Annotated in this window: 18 protein-coding genes; 12 read left to right on the forward strand and 6 right to left on the reverse strand. The window is 37.9% G+C overall.

Annotated features, from left to right (window positions below):
* The 8 genes from H6G92_RS41325 (at position 1) to H6G92_RS19260 (ending at position 6180) form a co-directional block, all read left to right on the forward strand.
* Complete coding sequence (locus H6G92_RS41325; RefSeq protein WP_242059213.1) at positions 1–147, forward strand: hypothetical protein; 147 nt, start codon at positions 1–3, stop codon at positions 145–147.
* Positions 148–161: 14 nt separating this feature from the next.
* Complete coding sequence (locus tag H6G92_RS41330) at positions 162–368, forward strand: hypothetical protein (protein WP_242059214.1); 207 nt, start codon at positions 162–164, stop codon at positions 366–368.
* A gap of 191 nt (positions 369–559) precedes the next feature.
* Complete coding sequence (locus tag H6G92_RS19235; RefSeq protein WP_190895214.1) at positions 560–751, forward strand: CbtB domain-containing protein; 192 nt, start codon at positions 560–562, stop codon at positions 749–751.
* A 309-nt stretch (positions 752–1060) separates the two neighbouring features.
* Positions 1061–2227, forward strand: coding sequence for a hypothetical protein (locus tag H6G92_RS19240; RefSeq protein WP_190895215.1), 1167 nt, complete (start codon positions 1061–1063; stop codon positions 2225–2227).
* A 198-nt stretch (positions 2228–2425) separates the two neighbouring features.
* Positions 2426–2872, forward strand: coding sequence for a hypothetical protein (locus H6G92_RS19245; protein ID WP_190895216.1), 447 nt, complete (start codon positions 2426–2428; stop codon positions 2870–2872).
* Positions 2873–3762: 890 nt separating this feature from the next.
* The gene (locus H6G92_RS19250) at positions 3763–4674 is read left to right on the forward strand and encodes a chromosome partitioning protein ParA (RefSeq protein ID WP_242059216.1); all 912 of its coding nucleotides are present in this window, start codon (positions 3763–3765) and stop codon (positions 4672–4674) included.
* A gap of 23 nt (positions 4675–4697) precedes the next feature.
* Positions 4698–5504, forward strand: coding sequence for a hypothetical protein (locus H6G92_RS19255; protein ID WP_190895217.1), 807 nt, complete (start codon positions 4698–4700; stop codon positions 5502–5504).
* A gap of 55 nt (positions 5505–5559) precedes the next feature.
* Positions 5560–6180, forward strand: a complete 621-nt coding sequence (locus tag H6G92_RS19260; RefSeq protein WP_190895218.1) for a DUF6753 family protein — start codon at positions 5560–5562, stop codon at positions 6178–6180.
* A gap of 4 nt (positions 6181–6184) precedes the next feature.
* Here the strand turns inward: H6G92_RS19260 and H6G92_RS19265 are convergent, their stop codons facing one another.
* On the reverse strand, positions 6185–6973 hold the full coding sequence (locus H6G92_RS19265; RefSeq protein ID WP_190895219.1) for a response regulator: 789 nt from the start codon (positions 6971–6973) through the stop codon (positions 6185–6187).
* A gap of 262 nt (positions 6974–7235) precedes the next feature.
* On the opposite strand from H6G92_RS19265, the gene H6G92_RS19270 reads away from it, so the two are divergent.
* Complete coding sequence (locus tag H6G92_RS19270; RefSeq protein WP_190895220.1) at positions 7236–7481, forward strand: hypothetical protein; 246 nt, start codon at positions 7236–7238, stop codon at positions 7479–7481.
* Here the strand turns inward: H6G92_RS19270 and H6G92_RS19275 are convergent.
* The 5 genes from H6G92_RS19275 to H6G92_RS19295 form a co-directional block, all read right to left on the reverse strand.
* On the reverse strand, positions 7478–8248 hold the full coding sequence (locus tag H6G92_RS19275; protein ID WP_190895221.1) for a hypothetical protein: 771 nt from the start codon (positions 8246–8248) through the stop codon (positions 7478–7480). The two genes, H6G92_RS19270 and H6G92_RS19275, sit on opposite strands and share 4 nt — an antisense overlap.
* 7 nt (positions 8249–8255) lie before the next feature.
* On the reverse strand, positions 8256–16127 hold the full coding sequence (locus tag H6G92_RS19280; protein WP_190895222.1) for a hypothetical protein: 7872 nt from the start codon (positions 16125–16127) through the stop codon (positions 8256–8258).
* A gap of 498 nt (positions 16128–16625) precedes the next feature.
* Positions 16626–16982, reverse strand: a complete 357-nt coding sequence (locus H6G92_RS19285; protein WP_190895223.1) for a hypothetical protein — start codon at positions 16980–16982, stop codon at positions 16626–16628.
* A 173-nt stretch (positions 16983–17155) separates the two neighbouring features.
* On the reverse strand, positions 17156–17836 hold the full coding sequence (locus tag H6G92_RS19290; protein ID WP_190895224.1) for a hypothetical protein: 681 nt from the start codon (positions 17834–17836) through the stop codon (positions 17156–17158).
* A gap of 149 nt (positions 17837–17985) precedes the next feature.
* On the reverse strand, positions 17986–19128 hold the full coding sequence (locus tag H6G92_RS19295) for an IS4 family transposase (RefSeq protein ID WP_190895225.1): 1143 nt from the start codon (positions 19126–19128) through the stop codon (positions 17986–17988).
* Positions 19129–19193: 65 nt separating this feature from the next.
* Between H6G92_RS19295 and H6G92_RS19300 the strand changes: the two genes are divergently transcribed.
* The 3 genes from H6G92_RS19300 (at position 19194) to H6G92_RS19310 (ending at position 21353) form a co-directional block, all read left to right on the forward strand.
* Entirely contained in the window at positions 19194–19910 is a 717-nt protein-coding gene (locus H6G92_RS19300; protein WP_242059217.1) for a hypothetical protein, read from the forward strand.
* A gap of 456 nt (positions 19911–20366) precedes the next feature.
* Positions 20367–20696: a hypothetical protein gene (locus H6G92_RS19305; protein ID WP_190895226.1), complete on the forward strand. Its 330-nt coding sequence runs from the start codon at positions 20367–20369 to the stop codon at positions 20694–20696.
* Positions 20697–21098: 402 nt separating this feature from the next.
* Positions 21099–21353, forward strand: a complete 255-nt coding sequence (locus H6G92_RS19310) for a hypothetical protein (RefSeq protein ID WP_190895227.1) — start codon at positions 21099–21101, stop codon at positions 21351–21353.
* Positions 21354–21521: the final 168 nt, after the last annotated feature.

A 21521-nucleotide genomic window follows, 5' to 3' on the forward strand; every position in this document is an offset into this window, starting at 1 on the left:
TTGGCTCTGTTTGCTTTCGAGTTAGCTGGAGATAATAGCGCGGTTGTACTTGCCTTTGTGTTGACGTTGCGGATTACTGCGTTTGTCTTGCTGTCTCGCTTGGCAGGAGTTTTAGCTGACCGTGTTGACCGCAGATACTGGTGGTAACGCATTGTGTACGGATGGCTCTTGTCAGTCTGTTACCTTTTGTGACGCAGGTTTGGCAAGTGTATATTCTAATATTTGCTCTTAACGTCTTCAATGCCTTCTTCACGCCGACTTACCAAGCTACAATTCCTCTAGTGATTGGTGAAAATGATTATGCAGGTGCGATATACTTATCCTCATCAACACAAATTGATACCCCACTCTCACCTTTACTCTGTTGATATTCACCATCCTAGAAGATAGTGTATAAACTGATGATGAAAATAGTTAAAAAAACAAGTGGCTAATCTGGGATAAAACACATTTTATACACACTTGTCAAATACAAAGTTTATGGTATATCTTTTTGCAATCAAGTGGCAAAATCTCCTTTGATTGATAAATTATCCCAATTATTCATAGCAGGTTCAAAATGACTGTTTTTTCTTCTACTTCAGTGTTACAAAAGACCGCAGGTGTTACCCTATCCAAGCCTGTGCAGGTAACGCTTTATATGCTGTTATCTTCTTTGATTATCTGGACTGTGTTGTTCTCTACTTATCCGGCGGCTCATAACACAGCACACTCAGCGCGTCACCACACTTTAGGTGTTGCGTGTCACTAAAATTGTCAGAATTCCCAGATGTTTTAGGTGAATTCGGTAATGCTTTGACACTTGAGAAAGTAATGCCGCTCTTTTCGCACTAATGCCTTTGCTGGAAAAGAATTTTAGGCGATGTAGAGATATTTTCTTTTCAATCTCTACATCGCTTAACTTTAATTTCATCTCATGTCTAATTAATTACTAAATTTTTGACTGGAATTCCTCCACTGCTGATAAATAGACGCTGAATCAAGTAAGGTAAGTTTCACCTACCGCTATCAAAGTACCAGTCACCAAAGATACAGGTTTCTACACTTAGAGTTGAGTTTTATGAAAAAATATCGACTGTTTGGGATGATTGGCGCTGTTTGCATCGCGTTGTCAATTCTTTACTCCTTTGTAGGATTTTCCCAAACTCCTCCACCCAGAGTGCTACTCTCCACCAATCCACCACTAGAACGTATTCATCCTTTTGAAGCAGGAACAGAAAAACCACAATCTCCCGTTACCCTGACACTACAAGCTGTTGATGCTGTGGGTAAACCGTTAGAAAATGCCAAAATTAGCTTACAAATTCTGACACCGCCGCCAACTCCTTGGTTGGCAACAGATTTTCCCTTTATCGAGGGAACAAAATTGCTGGAAATGGATGCCGGCGCACCTGATGGAAAGCTAGAAATTCAGCAGATATTACCCATCCGTGGCAATTACCAACTGCGCGTGAATGTCTCACCCTTAGTAGCAAATGCTTTCGCTCCTTATGAGCAAACCTTGAATCTGAATGTCCGGGAAAATCCAGTCAAATATAAATATACTGCTGTTATTGCAGCTATTTTACTGTCAGTAGGATTATTAGGCGGTTGGGTTATTGGCGGACAAGAACAACTGCGACAAGGAGAAATTGCGCCGCAGTCAGTCCGTCTATTGTTAAGTGCGTTGACAGTGGTAGCTATAGTCACCCTATTGTTTATTAACATTAGTGCAGAAGTCGCAGAGGCTCACGGCAGCAAACACAATAGCAGTACTGAAGCCATTGCACCATCAACGCAAAAATCGCAGGGGGTGGAAGTCCGCATTGAAGGCGATAAAAACGCGACTGTAGGAAAACTTGCGGATTTAGCGTTGCAGGTCAAGGATACTGCAACAGGACAGCCTCTGACGGATGTAGTTTTACAAGTGAAGGCGATCGCTCTTGAAGATAATTTAACAGTCTTTGCCTACAAAGGTATTCCCGACCAACAGGGCAAGTTAATATGGCAGGAGCAATTTTTTGATGGCTCACCCCACAAAGTCGAGGTAGAAGCAACTCCCAAACCTGGATCTAACCGTCAATTTCCATCGGTGAAAGTGGCGCAGTCAGTTGAAGTTGAAGGAATCGCACCACCGATTTATATCCGGTTCATTGGTTTATTCTACTTTACTGCTATTGTCGGCATTGGTATGGCAATTGGATTGCTAATACAGTCTTGGCGAAAACCACTTTCAAGGACAAATTAGTAGCATCAGTGCATGAGCGTGAGTCGTGCGCCCCTGTAAAGCCTCGCTAGCTCTACGCTCTCTAGACGTTATAAACATAAACAAACTCTGGTAAAATTCCCATTACTATTTTTATCTACTGAGATATCAACTATATTTATATAGAAATTACTCAGTAATAATTTAAAGGTGTGAGCAGTCACAAACTTTTTTGAATAAATGAACAAATTTTTTCTCACTTTATTTTCTAGCCCTGCACTGTTTGCATCTGTGATCTCTATGGTCATGATGACTCAACCATCTCAAGCAAATCAGACAGTGGATGCAGCAGGCAACCGTCTTTCTTGTATACAATCCCCCCACTCAGCAACGAAGAAAATGGTCTGCATACGGGTTAGCAATACTATTGCTTCTGCATCTACACCAGGGGTGAAACCAGCCCAAGGTCAACCAAATGAGGATAGAGTTATAGAGTTTACCGCTCCCGAAGCCCAACTAGAGCAGGGTAGGGCTGTAGAGTTAGCCTATGCCTCTATCCAAGAGCTTCCTGAGTTAGAATTCACTGATGAAGAGAGTGAAACTTCCATAGCTTTATTCGGCTGCGATTGCCCACCCTGCTTAAATGCTCTACGTCAGATGCGGGGTTTGCCTGGTTTAGCAAGCTAGTACATTGAAAGGGACAGCATACTTAAATTTTAATTTTTTTGGCTTTGAGTTTAAGTTTTTGCACCATTAGCTGATTGAGTTGGAGCAGGCTGTTGAGTCAGTACAGTCCAAATAAAAAAAGTTTTATCCGATTAACTTACGAATTTCATTTAATTTCTGCTCCAAGATTTCTTGTAAAGATTGAAGTTGTTCACGACTAGCATTAGCTAAAGTTATCTCAGATAATCCACTACTGATTTTTTGAATAATTACTTTTACTTCTTTCGATTCAGATTGTTCTGATGTTAAATACTTAGCTTTAATACCCTTAATTAAATCGCGTGTCTCAGGTATAGTTAAACTTTCTTAGAATAAGGGTTTACCCAAACTTTGAAAATATTGAACATTAGTTTTTATGAAGTTATTGAATTTATTAATAAATATGTAGCCATCCGTATTTAAAGCAAACTGTATGAAATTTATTACTAATTTATATATCAACGAATGTTCGTTAAATATTGAATTTTTGTTGATTTTCTTTTTGAGATATAGCTTATATAATAGAACCAATCTATGTAAAACAGAGTAGTCAGATTTCATTGAATAATGAGTATTTATTTGCCTCCTTATATAGCTAATTATCAGGGCAAGTATATGAGCATTTTAGAATTGATACAGATATTAATTTTTTTGCATAAGTACATTTATGATTATTTATTCTGGAAGTATTCATAGAATGATGTAGCCATTTTATGTGGTTTGCAGATAACCTATATAACCAATTAGTTTCATCGTTAAAGCTTGCTTATACTAAACGTGTTTCAACTATTACAAATGATTTTTTATGAAAAATAAGGTTTAAAAATTTCGGTTTATATCAACAAAGTGTATTTGCTTTGTAGAGGATTTTTATGTCTCAAAATAGAACCAAGAAGGGTAAAAAAGTCATGTCGGATGATCATACAACCAATAGTAATAATAGTAAACCTCAAAAGCGGCTAATAATTGTCACAGGTGATAAAGGTGGTGTGGGAAAAAGCACCTTTGCACGAGCGCTATTTCAACTGTACATTAATAAAAACTTACCTTGTGTTACTTATGAAGCTGACTTAAGAAATCCTCAGTTAGAAAGATATTTCAAAAAAGACTACCGACCGATAATACGTTACATTGATATTTTCCATAGAGGTGGTGCTGACGACTTATTAATTAATTTAGATGAGAGTGATTGTCCTATTACCCTATTAGACTTACCAGCACAATCTGGAGGTTTCTTTGAGAGTTATGTCAAAGAGCTTTCATTTTTTGAAGTGCTTAAAACCGATATTAATTGTCAAGTTACGATGGTTTCAGTGATTAGTAGGGTTCTTGATTCCATAAATGTTCTAGAAAAACTGCGTGAACTTTGTAAAAATCAAGTAGATTATGTTGTTGTCAAGAACTTATTTCATGGTGAAGAAGAAAAATTTGAGCGATATAATGACGCTTTTCTGCGTCAAAATATGCTTGCAGAAGGTTTGGTAGAACTTGTGATGCCAGATTTATTCTACAAATCCTACGACTTTATTGACCGCCATGCTCTGACATTTAATGAAGGTCAGACTCATAAAGGAACAAATATTGTGATTAAATCGAGAATTAAATCTTGGCTTGCTGAGTTTGAAGCCCAAATTAAGCCAGCATTTAATTTATTTGGCTTTGATATACAACCAGATGATTGTTACTATCCCGCAGTTGTTGAAAAGTCTAAAGAGCTTAGAGAAAATGAAGAAAAAGCTAAAAATCAAGATTCAAATTTACAATCTGAAAATATAGCTGCTTAATTTAGTAGTTTGCTTAGTTTATTATGTTTATAAAGCGTTTTGTGATTACATCGGGTGATGCTCGTGTAGGTAAGTCTACAGCTTCTAGGCTCTTGCTAGAGTTGTACTTGAAAAATAAACTCAATGTGCGTGTTTTCTACCACGGGCATCGCAATAAGCTATCGATGTATCAAACACAACGCTTTGAGATAAACCATTTGGGATTCTCTAGGGGTGATTCTGATAGGTTATTACTCGACTTAGAAATGTTTCCAAAAATTGAAGTTATTTTGACTGATATGCCAGGTCAAAACCTCCGAGAATTCAAGTTTTTTGAGAGGGATGTTTCACTGATAGAAAATCTTAATTGTCTGGGATATCGTGTTACTTTCTTGCACCCGATATCACACCGTAAAGACTGTGTTGAAGATTATCTTCAGGATTTATCTCAGCATTTTGGTAGCCAGGTTGATTATGTTGTTATCCAAAATCATTACTTTGGCAAGCAATTTAGACACTATGAGGGGAGTCAATTCCAGGCTGATATTAAAAAATTAAACGGCTTGGAACTAGTTTTAGGTGGATTGCATAATGACTTTTACCAGTTGCTTGAGGATGCTAGTTTACCTTATACTCAACTTATTGAAACTAACTCTCCTCTTAATACTATTCAGCGTTCGATAGTATTCAACTGGATGGAGAATTTTCATAAATCTATTGTTTCTAATGGAATAGCTTCTAATTATCTAGGGTTGAGTACGAACTGTGCAGAATTAGCTTCTGTAAGTGCAAATAAACAAAGTCCTTCCAATCTTGATGTAACTGAAGATGTTGAATCTGAGAAATGGTAATTATTTGCTTTACCAAATTAACAGTGAGATTTCAAATTGACTATTTAAACAACCTATGACCAATATTGCAAAAGTTGTTGAAAAAGTTGTTGCAGAATATTCTGAAGAAAAAAAAGCAGAGGTTACTGATTGGATACTTAAATTGGGTATTCGGCCTGATGACCCCTTGTTTAACCTATACGCCGAACTAGGTACAACTCAGTTTGCGTTGCAGCAACTACCAGGTAGGCTTGACTCCCTTGTGGTGGGTTGGACTGACATGGTAGACGATAAGCTTAATAGTGCTTCTAAAGTGGCAATACAGCAACAAAAGAGTGCGATCGCAGAAGCGGCGAAGGATCTGGTTAAGATGACTAAGCAAGCTGGCGGGGCTTTGCCTCACTTGGATGTAAGTAATTGGCGATTGGCACAAGTGGCGGGGATATTGGGTTTTGTACTGGCCTTAGGGACTGCAATTGGTGTTTTTACATATAAGACCATTGCTGGAAGTGTAACTTTTCAGCAGGCGGCTTCTGGATCTGCCATCTTACAACCCGAAGATAAAAAGCTTCTGGATTGGGCTAAATCCAATGAAGGTAAGATAGCACGTAGTATTTATGTTAGAAACGCCGCCATCATTAAAACTTGCCGCCAGCATAAAAAGTATTCAGGTGGCTGCATAATTGCAGTTGATTAATTTTCTAGGCAACCCAGCTTTTGTATCCCTTATTACTCGTTTTAGCTGTATCTTTTTGACTTTTGTGGTTGGTTTTGACTCTTGTGCGGATTTCTTGAGTAACTTCTTCTTCAATTTTCATGTCTGTAAAGCTAAGGATTCCCAGACGGATTGCTTCGCGGATAGCGTTTAACCTATCTTTAACTCCTAGCTTGATAAATGAATTATGTAGATATGACCTTACTGTACCTTCTGAAACATACATTACATTGGCAATTTCATTATTTTTCATGCCTCCGGCAGCTAATTTAAGAACAGTGATTTCTTTAGTAGAGAAATCACTTAACAAATCTAGTGTATTTCTATCGGGTATGTCATTTGACCTGAGACTATCAATCAGAATACGATTAATAGTTGGGTCAATCCATGATTCATTATTGTACGCAGCCATTACTGCTTCAACGAATCTTTCTCCGACTTCTTCTCTAAGGCTATTTTTACAGTAGTAGCAGTCTGCGCCATTACTAATTGCTGCGTTAATGGTATCTCGGCTGCTATTTGCAGTCATAACCACAATTTTAATTGATGCGTGTTTGGATTTAATTGCACTTATTACATCAATGCCATCGATATCCGGTAAATCAATATTTATAATTACGATATCTGGCTTTTCTTTGTCAACAATTTCTATTCCTTGTTTTCCGTATTTGGCAACGCCACAGACTTGGATTGCACCAGTTTCAGATAATATTGTTGCCGCGCCAATCCTAGATATGTTCTCATTTTCAATGATGACAACATTAATAGGTTTCATATTATATGCTTTTTTGGTTTGGTATTTTCCCTGATAATAATACTTATAGCACTTACCTTTTTTAGAATTTTTAATCTTTACAATTACTATAAAATAATTAGCTTATTTAAAATCTTTATTATTATTTGTAAAAACTTTACAAAGTAATGGGGTGGTTTGTGTAGTTTTCATTAAGCAATATATTGACTAGATGATTTTATTTATCAGTACTGGTTTTAATTAATAGTTATCAGCGAATTGATGGAGGAATAGATAATTTTTTATGAAAGGCGATAAAGTTTTAGGATGGATAGAAAATATTGTTGTTTGGTCTTTGATGGGGATGTTATGTTTAGTCGGGTTAGGCAGATTGCCTGTTAACCCGACGAGCTTTTTTGACTTTACTACGTCCTTTTACTATTTTGCTGTTGCAGTTGTTATTTGTCCTAAGACTCCCCTGAGTTTTAATAAAAAGCTAATTTTTGGGTTTATAGCTTTTATGTATGGTGTGTGGTTTGGGTTGATTTAATCTAGCTCTTTACCAGAATCCTGGTTTTTGAATTGTTTTTGACTCTGTTCGCGGCGTGCTTGTTGCTCATTGAACAGAGTCTTGAAACGTTCAAATTCCTCTTTGGTGAGATTATTAATGATGATAGAGTACTCTTCTGAGTTATTGTCACGAGATGCCAAGAGTGCCTCTCGACTTTCTTCGTAATCAGGCAAATTTTTATCAAGGCTAAGAGTTTGCGAATCTTCTTCTAATTTTAGACTTGCAGTATATTCTTCACTTTTATAAATGATACCTTGTGTCTCTTTATCTGATTTTCCAAATATATCTAAGCGGTCTAAAATTACAGGAATAACAAACTGTCTAATTTGGAAATCGGCGGTAAGAGATTGTACTCTATCTTCTAGACTCTCTTCTACTGGGTTGCCATTATTGTCGTCATTTTTATTTGTGGGGTTTTTTAGAACATCTGGTTCAATTGTCATTCCTGTGAACTGGCTTGCTTCGGCTTGTGAAGATAACTCTTGATTAACTTGATTAACAAAAGTGATAGGTTTAATTTCTGTAGAGTTTACTTTTACTTCATCTTGCACTACTTCACTGATTCTGTTAATTTCCGAATTAAACCGTAGCACAGCCTCTTTTAGTTCCTCAGCCGTTGGAGGTTTTTTTGCAGATTCTTCAAATTTATCATCAGGGATGTTAAGCTGTTTTATCAATTCTCTTAGGAGACTGGCTTGCATCGCTGGGGTTAAACCTTCTACTGGAAGTTCGATTAGTTGTTTCATACTAAAATTACCTCTCCACTAAATCTTTTTTGACATCTTTGAGCGCATTATTTATGCGTAAATTCATGAGTTTAAAATCTTGTAATGTTTCATCACTGATGTTACTTACTTGGGTTTTTCCTTCTTTAACATATAATAATATATTGTCATTTTTATCTTTAACTAAGTAAATTTTGTCTTGGGCTTTTGTAGCAATTTGGTATTTTTCTGTTTGTACTGACATAATGCCATTGATATCTTCCTGTCCAATGATTTTAACTAAACTTTGGGCAAGACTGGTGATTTCATTAATTTTTTCTAGCTCCTTAATATCTCGCTCCATTGCCTTAAAAGCGTTCTCAAGACTGATATTTTCTTTTATGTATAAATCAGTTATCTCATGAATTCTATTGAGATATGTTTCTGATTTACCGAGTTTTTCAGATGCTATATACCAGTCTTGAAGATTTTGCACTGTATTAGCTTTCATCCGCTCGATAATGTTATCCATCGCTCCAACCTGCTGTATTCTGGGTTGAGAAGGTGATGCGAGTGCTTGGTCAATATTTGGTTGTTGACTTTGTTGTGGAGGGAAAATGCTCTTGTCTTTAGCAAGAAATGGGTTATGTGATACTTGTGTATTGGAAGAAATAGTGTTGGTACTAATTTTGGTATTTTCTACAGGATTAAATACAGCGTATCCTTGGGAAGTTTGTTCTAGCTTGTACCCTTTTTCTTGAAGATAATTTTGAACTAATTGATCAGTTCCTTGTGCGTTTCCGACTATGAAAGAGCTTTTCGCTTCTATTGCCTTATTAAGTAACGGTTTGTAGTGATTTTCAAATGTTTGGGTAATTCCCTCGCTTCTTACTCCGCGCCACGGGCCAGACCCGGATACCATAATGATGTCGTCTTTTGAGTAATTTCCTGTGTTGGCGCGTTCTCCCCATGCTTGCTCGTAATTACGGGTGCTTGAAGGTGTTTCGGGGGGCGCAGCTGATTTACCGATAAACTGGGTGGCTATTTGTGCCATCGCAATATCTTTTTTCATGTGTTCAGCGACGGCGGCGTTTATGGGTTCGAGTTGGGACAGTGGATTTGTTAGCGGACGATCAGTCTGTTCGGATTTTTCCTGCTGAGTTTTTGCTGTAGTTTGTTGTGACTTTTCAACTACATTGGTGTATGCTTCGCTGAGGGCTTGAATAAATGCGGATTCTTTACCCTTACCTTCCCACTGTTTATCCTGGGCGTTAGTTATATTGGTGAGGCGGTGCGTTGCGGAGGACAGTCGCGTGAGCGGGTTTCCCGACTTGAGCGAACTGTCCGTTGGGGTTCCCCCCGTTGTAGCAGCTGCGGTACAGTTTTCCAGCCACTCAGTTCCTCCGCGTTTGGCGATCGCCTCTGTTAGCCGGGGGTGTTGTTCGAGTTTAGCCTGAAGCACTTCTACCATTAACTTGTATTCATCAGCTGATGGATGCAACTGCTTTTGGTGGTTAAATGCGTGTTCGGCAGATGCGTATGCTACTCCTTCAGGTTTTTGGCTGTGGTTCTCTACTCCATATCGTCCGGCGGGGGCTTCTGGATTATTATTGACTGAAACTTGGTAATCGTTTTGCAGCTTGCCTTGTTCTTTTGCGAGTGCAGTGGCAAGGCTGAGTGCTACTCCAAGACCATCTTTGGAGTCGGGGCTGATATTTACTGGAGTTGCAGGTTGTTTTTGAATGGTTGGGAACGGAACAATTTTGCCATTGACATAATCCCCTAGAGGCTCCATGAATAAGCCATATACCTGACTCTTACTCGCCTGGGTTTGGGTAAGTTCTTTAGATGAATGTTTTTCCCATTTCGCCCAGGCTTGCTGGTAACTTGGATCTTGAATCATTTCGGGGGTAATTTTGTACTGCTTACCCACTCGGAAAGCAACTTGCTCGCCGTTTTTACCTTGGGCGATCGCAATATCTCCCTCTTTGACACCATAAGTTTTTTGGTAATCTACACCTCTGGTGGTGTGTATTCTACCGTGTCCGCGCATGGCATCGATAGTTGTATCAGCTGGTACTTTGGAAGATTCGCCGTGCAGATGCAGCGAATAAACCATTGGTACTGGTTTTCCAGATATAGTCGGGTTGCCTGGAATCTGAGGGTTAGCAGCGCGTGCCGCAGTGGAATTCCCAATGGCGATAATTTCTTCTACAGTTGGTTGGTTTGAAGGGTGTGAAGGTATGTTTCGGGTGACTTCTCTGAGGCTTGTATAGCTACGTTCTACTTTAATTTCTCCCCCAGGTGTCCACTCGTTAGTTTTGATGGTAAGGTCGCTGTTGCTTTGGACTATTGCACGAGGAGGTTGGTTTGAGGCGAGGAAGTTTTCAAATTTCTGGTGATCGCTGTTTTCTCTGCCCAGGTCATTTTTAATTGACCAGATGTTGATAGACCATCTGCCAGCCTCAGTATTGAGTGCAGCGTGTTCGTTCTTGCAGTTAAAGCGGGTTACAGTACCCGACTCAAGTTTAAACTCTTGGTATTGTGCGTCCTGATTTTCCTCCCTAGTCCATGCCATTCGTTCCTTAGCAGCGCGATACCCCCAATCACAATTTCCGATATTAATGCTGCGGGCTTCCGTTGCGGCATAGGAGTCATCGCGGTGGTAGTTGATGCCAGCGCCGGGGTTCTCGGAGTAAGTGACCAGCACAATATCAGCATCAGGATATACTTGCTTGACAAGTTCCATTAACTTGTCGTCCTGTACCCCTGGCTTGAAGTCTTTATCCTTCAAATCCCATTTTGCACCGACCCATGCGACTTGTCTTAGTAGTGCATAGTTGGATTTATCGTTTTGAAGTATAGGTTTGAGGTGGGTTTCAAGGTGCGATCGCAGCTGTTCTACTTTTTCCTCGCTTACCTTACCCAATATTTCGATAGCTTTGGTTTGATCGGCTTGGCGCGAGTTTGGTAGTAATATTGCTTGGTTATCAGCTTCTAATTTTGTGTTTGTTGATACTTGTATATCAACTGCGTTTTTGTAAACTTGTGAAATACCTGCAACTGTAGCGTTAGTATTTGATTGAATGTTAGTTATATTATTTTCTGGTACAGCTTTTGCAGGAATAATTGGTACTGGAGAATCTTCTTGATTAAGCTCTCTTGGACGGTTAGGTAGTGCTTGTAGAGCTTTTTTGTACTCACTATTTTCTAGAATTTGGTTTAATTCTAAACGACTACCTTCAGCCGCAACTTTTTGATTTAACTCTGCACTAAGTTGTTCGTAACGGTCAAATCCATCAACTTCACCGATATTAATCGGTTCTCCAAGTAAACTATTTAATTCTTTGTTTATTTCTTCGAGAATTTCATTTTTATTAAAAATAAATGTAGCTGTGTTACTCTCAATAAAATAATGATTTTCAGTAGATTTTGATTCTAGCCAAGTAGCTACAGCGATCGCGTCTTGTGCGGGAACAACTAATCCGAGAGCTTCTTTAGTTTCTACCTGCGATCCATCTGGAGAACTATATTGTTGGTTTGGGTTATAAAAATATACAGTTTGTTCTGGAACGAATGGAGTGGGTTGTGATGATGTATCTGCACTCTTGATATTACCACCAGCACGGTCAATAAAGGTTTGTTTTAGTTCGTCACTAATAGTACTTTCATCAAGTACGAATACAGTCATACCTTTTTTGGCTTCTAATCGAGCTTGTGATATGGCAAGCTGTTCGTATGATACTCCTACTTTTTCGAGATACTTTTTGGTTTTTTCGGCTATATTTTCATCAACTGCTAATCCTAAAAGCCCTACTAATTTTTGTTCTTTATCTTGGAACATGATTGCAGGACGTTCGTTAATTTTACCGATTATTTGGTTACGTTTTTCTTGCTGTTCATTTCTCACAGGCTGCTCATTACTGATAAGCTGACTGCGCTTAACCCATTTATCGGGATACTCTACTGTTTCTGGATTAATAGTTATTTTACAGGTACTTTCATTACTGGTAATTTCTACAGGGATAGTAGTTCGTTGTTGGTTTAAGCGAATAATACCTGTATCAATTAGTTTTTGTACAGTGCTACTTTCTTTCCTTTGCCACTGTCTTTGTACATTCTCTCTATTTAACTCGGCTTCGAGGCGTTCAGTATGCTGACCAATAATACCGAGTGATTGATCACCAATTTTAGCAATATAAATGTGCTTTTTATCAAATGCTCTAACTAAACTTTCTTTAAATGCTTGGTTGCTAATCTCCTGTTTTTTGTATTTTGGATTAGTAATATTAATTCGTAAAAAATTTCCCTTAGATGTCTCTGCTATTGCATAGGCATTTTGTCCGGTGATGATGGTTTGAATTTTAAGCTGTAACTGTTGCCCATTACCAGGTTTTTCTGCTAGCCAACCTTGAGCAATACCCTCCTTGATTGATTCATTATCAATGTTGCCTAGTTTCTCAGGTTTATTACCATTTTGAAGATAAATACTATAGTCTTCACGAATAAGATCAACCTTTTCAATTGTTAACATTACAGGTTCATTATTGAACCTCTGGGAATTTCCAAACTTATTAACTTCACCTACTTTGAAGGTAAGTTCTGGTAGTCCGGGTACTTTGGTTGTAACAGAGGTGGTATAAACTTCACCTTTTTCAATGCTGGCAATAGCAACACTACCAATTGGTAATCGGGCGTTACTTTGTTCTATATTTCCAAATGTTTCGTAATTACCTTCCTGATTCTGGATTTCAATGACACTTTTCCCATCTTCAGCTAGATTAAATCGAATATTTTGAGGTTTATTTTCATGAAACAATTCACTACTTCTGTCGAAGCCAGTGATACTAAACTCGTTAAATTTGAGTGTGTCTAACTGACTGATAATCTCTTGAGGGAACGACGCAAAGGCGAAATTAGAAACTTTCTTTTGGTAATCGCTACCTTTATCATTACTACTCTCACGAGTAGTTGATACTGCCCAGGTAGCAGCTGCCATTGCTAGCTTTTGTCCTTCTGGAATTGAATTGTAAAATTCTTCTGCTATCTGGTAGGCTTTTTGGTAAAGAAGTTTAATTTGACCTTCGCTAAGTTCAGTTTGGAAGGCTATTTTGTTAGACGTTACTTCCTGTCCAAGTGCAATTCCTATCTCTTCAGCTTTATTTTCTTGCTCCTTAGCAAGTGTTCCTAATGCCCTAAACTTGGGTTTGTTGTTCTCAGTTTCATCGTTAATTTGGGCATAAACTACATATTTATGTGGGCGGTTACTGTTGCGCTTGTCTTCAAATATTTCTGATAGCTTGATTGTAATTTTATTAGCTTTCCAGATAAATTCGTTGTCATACTGTAAAAGGTTAGTTACACTTACTTGATTGCCATTAGCAAGGGTAATATTTGCAGACGGCCCTTTTTCAGTTTCTCTTTGTCTAGATAGCTGACTCGCTTGGTTAAAGGATTTGTCGAATTCTTTTTTTACAAGAGTAGCTCTTAATCGCTGTTCGTTAGAAAACTCGACACCTTTAAATAAAGCTTCAAATTGAGCGATTTCACGCGATTCGAGACGAGCTTTTTCAAAATACTGGTTGGTTTGAGCAATTAGTAATTCAACAGGCGAGTATCCCGTCGGTTGAATTGTATTGTCAATATAGACATCTTTCTTCTTATCCTTAATATAGTTAACTTCCCGGTGGAGAATCCGACTGTTGTTGCGGATAATTTGCATTTCGGGTTTTTTGGCACTTTTGAAGAGGTCAACTGCAATTTGGTTTTGAAATGCTGCCTCGGCAATCATTTCGCGGTATATTTCGATGTTAGTATTCATTGCCACCAGTGCATTGACCTGGTTTAGGGGTTCTTGCCGAACAGTTTTGATAAACTCTTCCATGTAACCGCGATACTTGACAGGAAGCTCTTTCCCTTCAATACCCTTGGATTTTGCCCAGGCTTCTGTTTTAAATAAATCTTCGTAGTGTTTGGCTACCTGCTGTACGTACTCGATTTGCTCTCTCTCGCTACCAAAGTTTTTCAGGATAGTAATTTCTGACTCTAACGCCTCGATTGAGGTCAGGTGATTGTTGATAACACCGACACTAATGCCATCGCTCATGTGGATGGCGATTTCTTCAAATTCTGGCTGACTGCCATCTTCCTGGTAAAAAGATTGTTTTTTGAGTTTAACAGTTGGATCGTAAGCGTTTTCAGGCAGGTTGCGCTCCCTTGCCTCGGCAGTGAGGTTTGGATACCTACTTGCCCGCTCAAAGCCAATACAATCACCATCGTAGTCGCGTGCCTGACGCTCTTGTTCGGACTCTTGAGGAAGAATTTCTAGTTCGTAACCAGCTGACTTTAGTTCTAAAATATACTCATTAAATTTGTTGGTAAACTCGATTTTGTCTTTAGTTTCGAGCTTGTCGATATTTTTATCTAAGTAATTTTCAATACCTTCTAATTGGAGATTTTTACTTTGGGCTTCGGGTAGGACAGATTTAATTTGCTCGTTTAGACGGTTATAAATGCGATCGCTTGTTTCGTCTGAGACAGCGATCGCACCCGCGAGAGGTTGACCATCAGGCCCAAGGATATCTTCTACAACTTTGTTAGTTGAGACGCACAGACCATTTGAGTTGAGGAAAGGGGAGCGGAAGTTGAGAACTTCTTCCCCGCTTTGATAATGCGGGATGCAGATTTCCCCATTTTGTAGGTCTTTGCAGGGAATGACCATTGCCCGTTCAAACGTCAGTGTTTTGCCGATAGCAATTTCTTTCCACTCGTTTTGGACGAACCGGGCCAGTTCGCGCTGTACTTTCTCAGTTTCGAGAAGTTGACCTTCTCCTTGCAGGTCAGCTTTGATGAGTTTGTAAATAAATGAATCAGTAGCAATGCGATCGCCTACGGCGGGCGCTCCTGCGCCATCGCGCAAAGTTTCTAATTCTTCTGCTACTGTTGGATCTTCTGCTGCTTCTTCTAGTGAGTTTGCTTGCTCTTCTAAAAAGGCTTTCCGCTTCTCATACTTTTCGCAGTAAAGTTGTGCAAGTTGCCGGGGGTCGTCCTGTACAACATTCAGCTTTTTGGCTTCAAGTTCTAGCTGTTCGGTAAAGTCTTTCAGCCCGTTAAGGAATGAAGCGAGTAACTGCGAGATAGCTGTTTTACCGAGTTCAGATTGTGATTTTTCACCTAGCCAGATATTTTGCCTGTACAGTCCAGGTTGAATTTGGGGCTTGCTTGGCCCATTAGGGTTGTCTTTATCAGTTCCCTTGAATGCAGATAAGGGAAGAATTAAGTCAATTTTAGTTGAGTTGTTGGGATCTGAATAATTGAGGATTTGGTCAAGGTTTGCAGGGCGTAGTGTACCTTTGCCAAAGCGGTATTTGTTATCATCTCCGTCTTGGTCAGTCCAGCCGAAACGGTGCTGAATTACTCGATATTTATCACCTTTTTGATGCTTGGTTAATTCGTGATATAAGTCTGTGGATATTTGCCCGTAACAGTCTCCTGTTAGCCGATACGCCTGATCGTTACTAATAACGCCACCATTTTCACCATTACTGTCATCAACAATTAGAATATTTAACTCTTTATTGACGCTATTTTTACACGAACCGAGAAAAATAGATCCATAAGCACCTCTATCTTTGTTGTCAGGGCATAATTGTTTAATTCTATCTAGACATTCTTCCGGCCCATATAGCAACCGTGTTTTTGATGATAATAATAATTTGTGACCTTCAGGATGATTAATTAATTGTTTCACAGTAGACTTTTCGTCCATATGCCCGAACGAAAAGTTAACCCCAGGAAAGAAATGTTCTATTAGGGTATTATTAAGTTCTTCTTTTAACAGTGAACCTGGATTATCCGTATTACCATCTGTATGAATCCACTGATTTAACCTAGTGTCAAAATGTTTAGCTTGAATTGTCATATATAAACAATTAAACTTATAAATTTAAATATAAATTTTTACTTTTTGGCACTAAAATACCCTTAGAGCTTGATTTTACTTTCTCTATATCGGTAATTTATTAAACAATTTTCTAATTTCTATTTGCAAAATAAATGTAATTATTAATACTGATTAATGTAGCTATTACGTAGATCCAGTCTCCTGAAGACCTATTCGGCGTGATCTCAAAATTTAAGTATGAAAAAAATATACAAACTTCTCAATTACTTCTTGCTTAATGCTAAATCAGTAGTAACATTCTTAATGTTTGCCATTGTGCCGATGTTTGTAGTTTGAGAGAGAAAGCTAAATTAGTGTGGCAACAGGTTGATAATTTTATGTCTGCCTAATTTTTTACCCTTCTGTAGTTTTTCAATTTGGAGCTGTACTTTGTTCTAGCTATTATTTTTATTTAAAGTAACTAGAACAAAGGGGCTTGAGATACAAAGCTTGACTTCTCAGTATACTGAGCAAGATTCAAGTAGGATTCCTATATAAAATACATAATTTTGTATAGTGTTGTAGACGTTCTGCGTAATATTTAGCTTTAAGTTGGTTCTCTAACTCTTCCAATTTAGATGATTTTATAGGTTCTAAACCTAAATAATTATGATACGCCTCATTAGCTTCATTAAGAACACTATGAGATTGATATGATGCTTCGTTTTTAACCATAAACTCTATCAAGCTTTCTATAGTGTCACCCTGCCAAGAGTCTGAAATCTTATCTTGAAATCTTCCTCTTTTAGTCGATGTGGCATCACTCCATAAATCACCAAAGGGTGCATCTTGATTTTTAAATTGTTTGAGCCATTCTCTAAAACTTATGGTCATTTTTCATTTCTCCCTAGTCGGTTTTTAGCCTGTTGGCATACCTATCAGAGCAATTCGATCGTAACCGTCACAGCGTACTGGTAGATAAAGCAGCTTTACAGATAAGATAATCCTGTATTTCAGTATCTATATTTTGTGGCAGTAATAAAGTAAATTTTCCCTTTTTGCTGGTTTTATGAGTCGATGGGTATAATTTCATCACTGTTGAAAACTTCAACTGTAGCATTTGGACTGTTCATATCTGTGGTTTGTTCGAGTAGGCGTGTTGCTTCCTCAAGCAATGTGCTTGCGTTGTGAAGCAGTGTTCGCATTTGGGTTAACTTGTTCCGCCGTTCGATACCAAGTTGTGCCTCTATATACCGTGCATCATCATGATGGCTGAGGTGAATTACCCGTACTTCTTGTTCTTTCTCTGAAGGTGCAAACATTGCGTTTTCGGCGGTTAATTTATAGTACGAGTACGTACCACTCGGCCGTTTGACATTGTAGATGTGGAGTTCGCAACCAGGTGGCGCGATGTACTGTCCGTCGAAGTTGGTAAGTCCAGTACGAATATTATCTAATGTGGTGGCGATCGCCTCAATGGCCGGGATAACACTTAACGATTCTGGTGATTGCGGGCAACCGCGCCTCATCAGCATCATGATAGCGGCAGAACGACGGGTCAGGCGAATTTGTTCTTGATACTGGCGCATTTGTTCTTCCCGAATACGAACAAGTTCGAGTTCTTCATCGGGGCTTAGTTGAACCGCACTCCCACAGGTTTTGTAATTTAAGCAGTCGCCAGAGTCTATGCTTGGGTATTGCATCATACTGGCACAGTCAAATCCAAGTCCGCATTTTTTCTTGGGCATAGGTTACATTTTTTAGTTCTAGTTACTTTTATAATTTAATATAGCTAGAACTAAGTAGAGTTATTTCCTATGGGGTTATGGGCGAGATAAACGATGTTAGGATTTTTGCACCTGAGCAAGATATTACGCTTGCGGGGCTACAACTTGGGCTATGATGCAGATAGAATAAGCCTCATAGCTCTTTCTCCTTGCTGATAATACTTACGCTTATTAGGACTTAATCTCAATAATTTGGTGACTAACTCATAAGAATTTTCCATGAAATTGACCCAATTGTGGCCATAAAGACCAATATAAAAACTACTATGTCGTCGAACAATCCGCCCAGATTCTTTAATTCGACCGACATATTTTTGGACACCTTTATGTTTAATTTTTTGACCAGATATAGTTGCAGCCGTATAGGCAAGTGATATTAACAATATTAAAGAAATTAACCGTTGCCCTGATACATTAGTTTCTTCCAAATTATAGCCTCCACTCTTAAAATCGCGGAACATCTCTTCAATATCAAAACGTTGTTTATAAGCAATAATCGCTGAATCTAAATTATCTAAATTAGTTAGGATAAACCAGCCCTCCTCCGGCGCAACTCCAAAGCGTTTCCGTTTCCATTTAGCCGCAAGATTAAAGCTAATAAATCCTGTAGCTTTTGTATATTTAATACCTTGATAAAAAAATGAGACTCCAGGCGATAGACCTGAATTTTTTAATTGGAGCCAGATTTCTGGTTCTATTTCTATAAAAGCATCTTTTTTTATGCGTAAACAAAAGTATACTTTCTGCTCTGTGAGCCAGTTAGCAAGCTTTATCGAACAAAATTCCCGGTCTCCTAACACTACAGATTTATAATTATTGAAAATCGGTAATACTTTCTTAAATACTGTTTCTTGTTCATCAAAATTACTCGAACCTAACTTGTCTAACAACTCAAAATATATTGGGATAGACCTCTTATCCCAAACTATGCTGATCATTAATAAATTAATACATCCCCAATTAGTCCTATCTATTACTAAATAAACAACTTGATTTAAAGGAAAATATATTTCTAGCCAACTTTTAATAATTGGGAACCATATTTCTTCAACATTTATATAATTTAAAGATAAGAATCGTTGGATTTTCTTTCTTCTACTTTCAAATAATATTGGTATAGGTAAACCAGTAGCCAATGCTTCAAGGCTTACAGTTTTTATTGATTGTAATAAATTTATCAGAATTTTTAGTAATAAATATTCTGCACGTCCCAATTCTCGCTTGAGGTTTGTCTCGTAGAATTCTGGTAACATTATCATTAAATAGAGCTTGTTGCGAATAAAGGCTCTTTTTCTTTTACCACAAATTGCTACACTCTTTGCAATATAAGCATTCTAAACCATTTTGTCCCCCCGCAAGGTTTAATTTAGCTGATGTTGAAACTTGGCACTCTCCCGACGAAACAACACAAATTCAGCAGACAACCCGTAAAGGTCGTCTTTTAAACATTACCATACTCGCTTGGCATCAAATGTTGATGAGGGGAACCAAGCACCAAAAAATGTACCGTCATCCCTTCACTCTGATTAGGATTCATGTAAATGATGATACTGACAATTCTCTCTGGAAACCCATGTGGTTAATTGTCATAGGTGAGCAACGTGGAGAAATCTCACCTACAGTTGCAAACCATTGCTATAGACAAAGGTTTGATATTGAACATATGCTGCGATTTAGCAAGCAGCGTTTGTTGATGACGAAGTTTCAAACTCCAGATGTTGAACACGAGGAAAATTGGATACGTTTAGTAATGCTTGCTTACGCACAACTTTGGGCGGCAAAGGATTTAGCAACACACTTACCTAGACCCTGGGAGCGTTATTTAAAACCTCAAAGTGATACAATCATGACTCCCAGTACTGTGCAACGCAATTTTCCGAGAATTATTTCTGAGATTGGTACACCCGCTCGTTCTCCCAAAAACCGAGGAAATTCAATCGGTCGAGTTCAAGGTCAGACTCAAACGCAACGCACTAAGCACCCTGTGTTCAAAAAGCAGTCAAAATCAACACCTGATAAACAAAAAGCCGCGTAAATTTTCTTAGGCTTTAGCCGTTTAACTCAGTTAGACTCAGTTTGTAAAATAACTGGGGTAATTTCTGATGACTAGTTTTTTTGTTCGCGAGTGTGACTCGCGAACAAACTTCTTTTTGTCCAAAGTTCAAATATAAAGCTCATCGAGTAGATCCATGTAATTTCTAAAATTTTGTGTCATAAGATAATTATCGGACAAACTTATGTGTATTGTGTACAGTTTTTCACCTCAGTCTTCATACGCGACGTAAGGGTAATGTATCGCCTGGGCAACTGTCTTTATTGTGAGAGTTATGTTGTTAAAATTATATTTTAGCAGATATTGCAGAACTGCAAAAATGCAAAACAATGTAAAATTGTTATATTACTTTCTTGTGACAAAACAAGAGTTATGTCACAAGAAAGTAAAATTATAGAATTAGCTAACTAATTGTGAAACAAAATCTAACTTTTGATTATGTGCATAGATGAAACGATAGTATCTGATATTAAAGAAGCTGTAGCTAGAGTCTCTTGCTATTTAGATGATTTTGGCAGTCATATTAGCCACTTAGATTTTTCAATTGAAAATTTAGAAGATTTAAAAGAAGAATTTGCAGAAGGAACTGATAAAGATTCAATCGATACTTATTTGTACATTGCATTATCCCGAATAAAATCTACTAAAAATCGACTAGAAGAAGATATTAAAATTGTTAAAAGTTATTTAACTTATTTTATTGAATCCTCTAGTAAAATACCTGAATTTACTTACGATTATGAAAAAAATAAAATCGAAAATAGATAAAAATCAGTTTGATGAAATTAAATGCCCGGCTTGTGGTAGAACTGAAGGAGTTGAAATAATAGATGAATATGAAGGAAAAGAAATTCTTCGAGCTTGTGACTGCTGCTATGGTAGAGGCGTTGTTCATTGACGAAAAGATTTGATTAAAAATGACGAAATATAAGTTTTCAATTATGCAACTAAAAGAATTTATTCGTCGCTACGGCAAGAAGATATTTTTTCGCCTAAAGGTGCAACATTTGAAGCTGATAATTTTGCTGAATTAGCAAGACATATTTATGCAGAAGTTTTCTATTGTGAGCAGCCTAGAATAATACTTAGTGGCGATAAATACTGCGAGATAGATGCTTATGTTATTAATGCTGGGGCTGATTCTTCTTCATAAAATATAAAATAAAAGTTATGCCTAAAAAAAATGTCTGGGTAGTATTTGGTCACTTTCTAGATTTAAATTACTATTACGTATCAAATACTGAATGGACTTTTGAAATAGAAGAAGCTTGCTTATTTAAAACCAAGGAATTAGCCGAAAGCACAATAGGTAGGCTAAAAACTTATGAGAAAAAGAATCTAGACTTTCACGGAATCAACCCAGATAGCTTGTCTGTTGAACGCACCTGGCTTGAAGTTAGCGAATTTCTGCATTTTACGGTTTAATTCATCTCTAACAAATACGAGCGCAAAAAATTGTACTTTTGATGCTTAGACACCAATAGACAAAACAATTTTTTATGCCCCACAAATCCACAAATAGCTGCCCCCTTCACATCCAGCTAGACAAAGAACCCGGATTGCTAAACGAAATTTTTAAAACCTAAACTGTTT

The sequence above is a fragment of the Nostoc foliaceum FACHB-393 genome, from assembly GCF_014698505.1.
In the GTDB taxonomy this organism is placed as follows: domain Bacteria; phylum Cyanobacteriota; class Cyanobacteriia; order Cyanobacteriales; family Nostocaceae; genus Nostoc; species Nostoc foliaceum_A.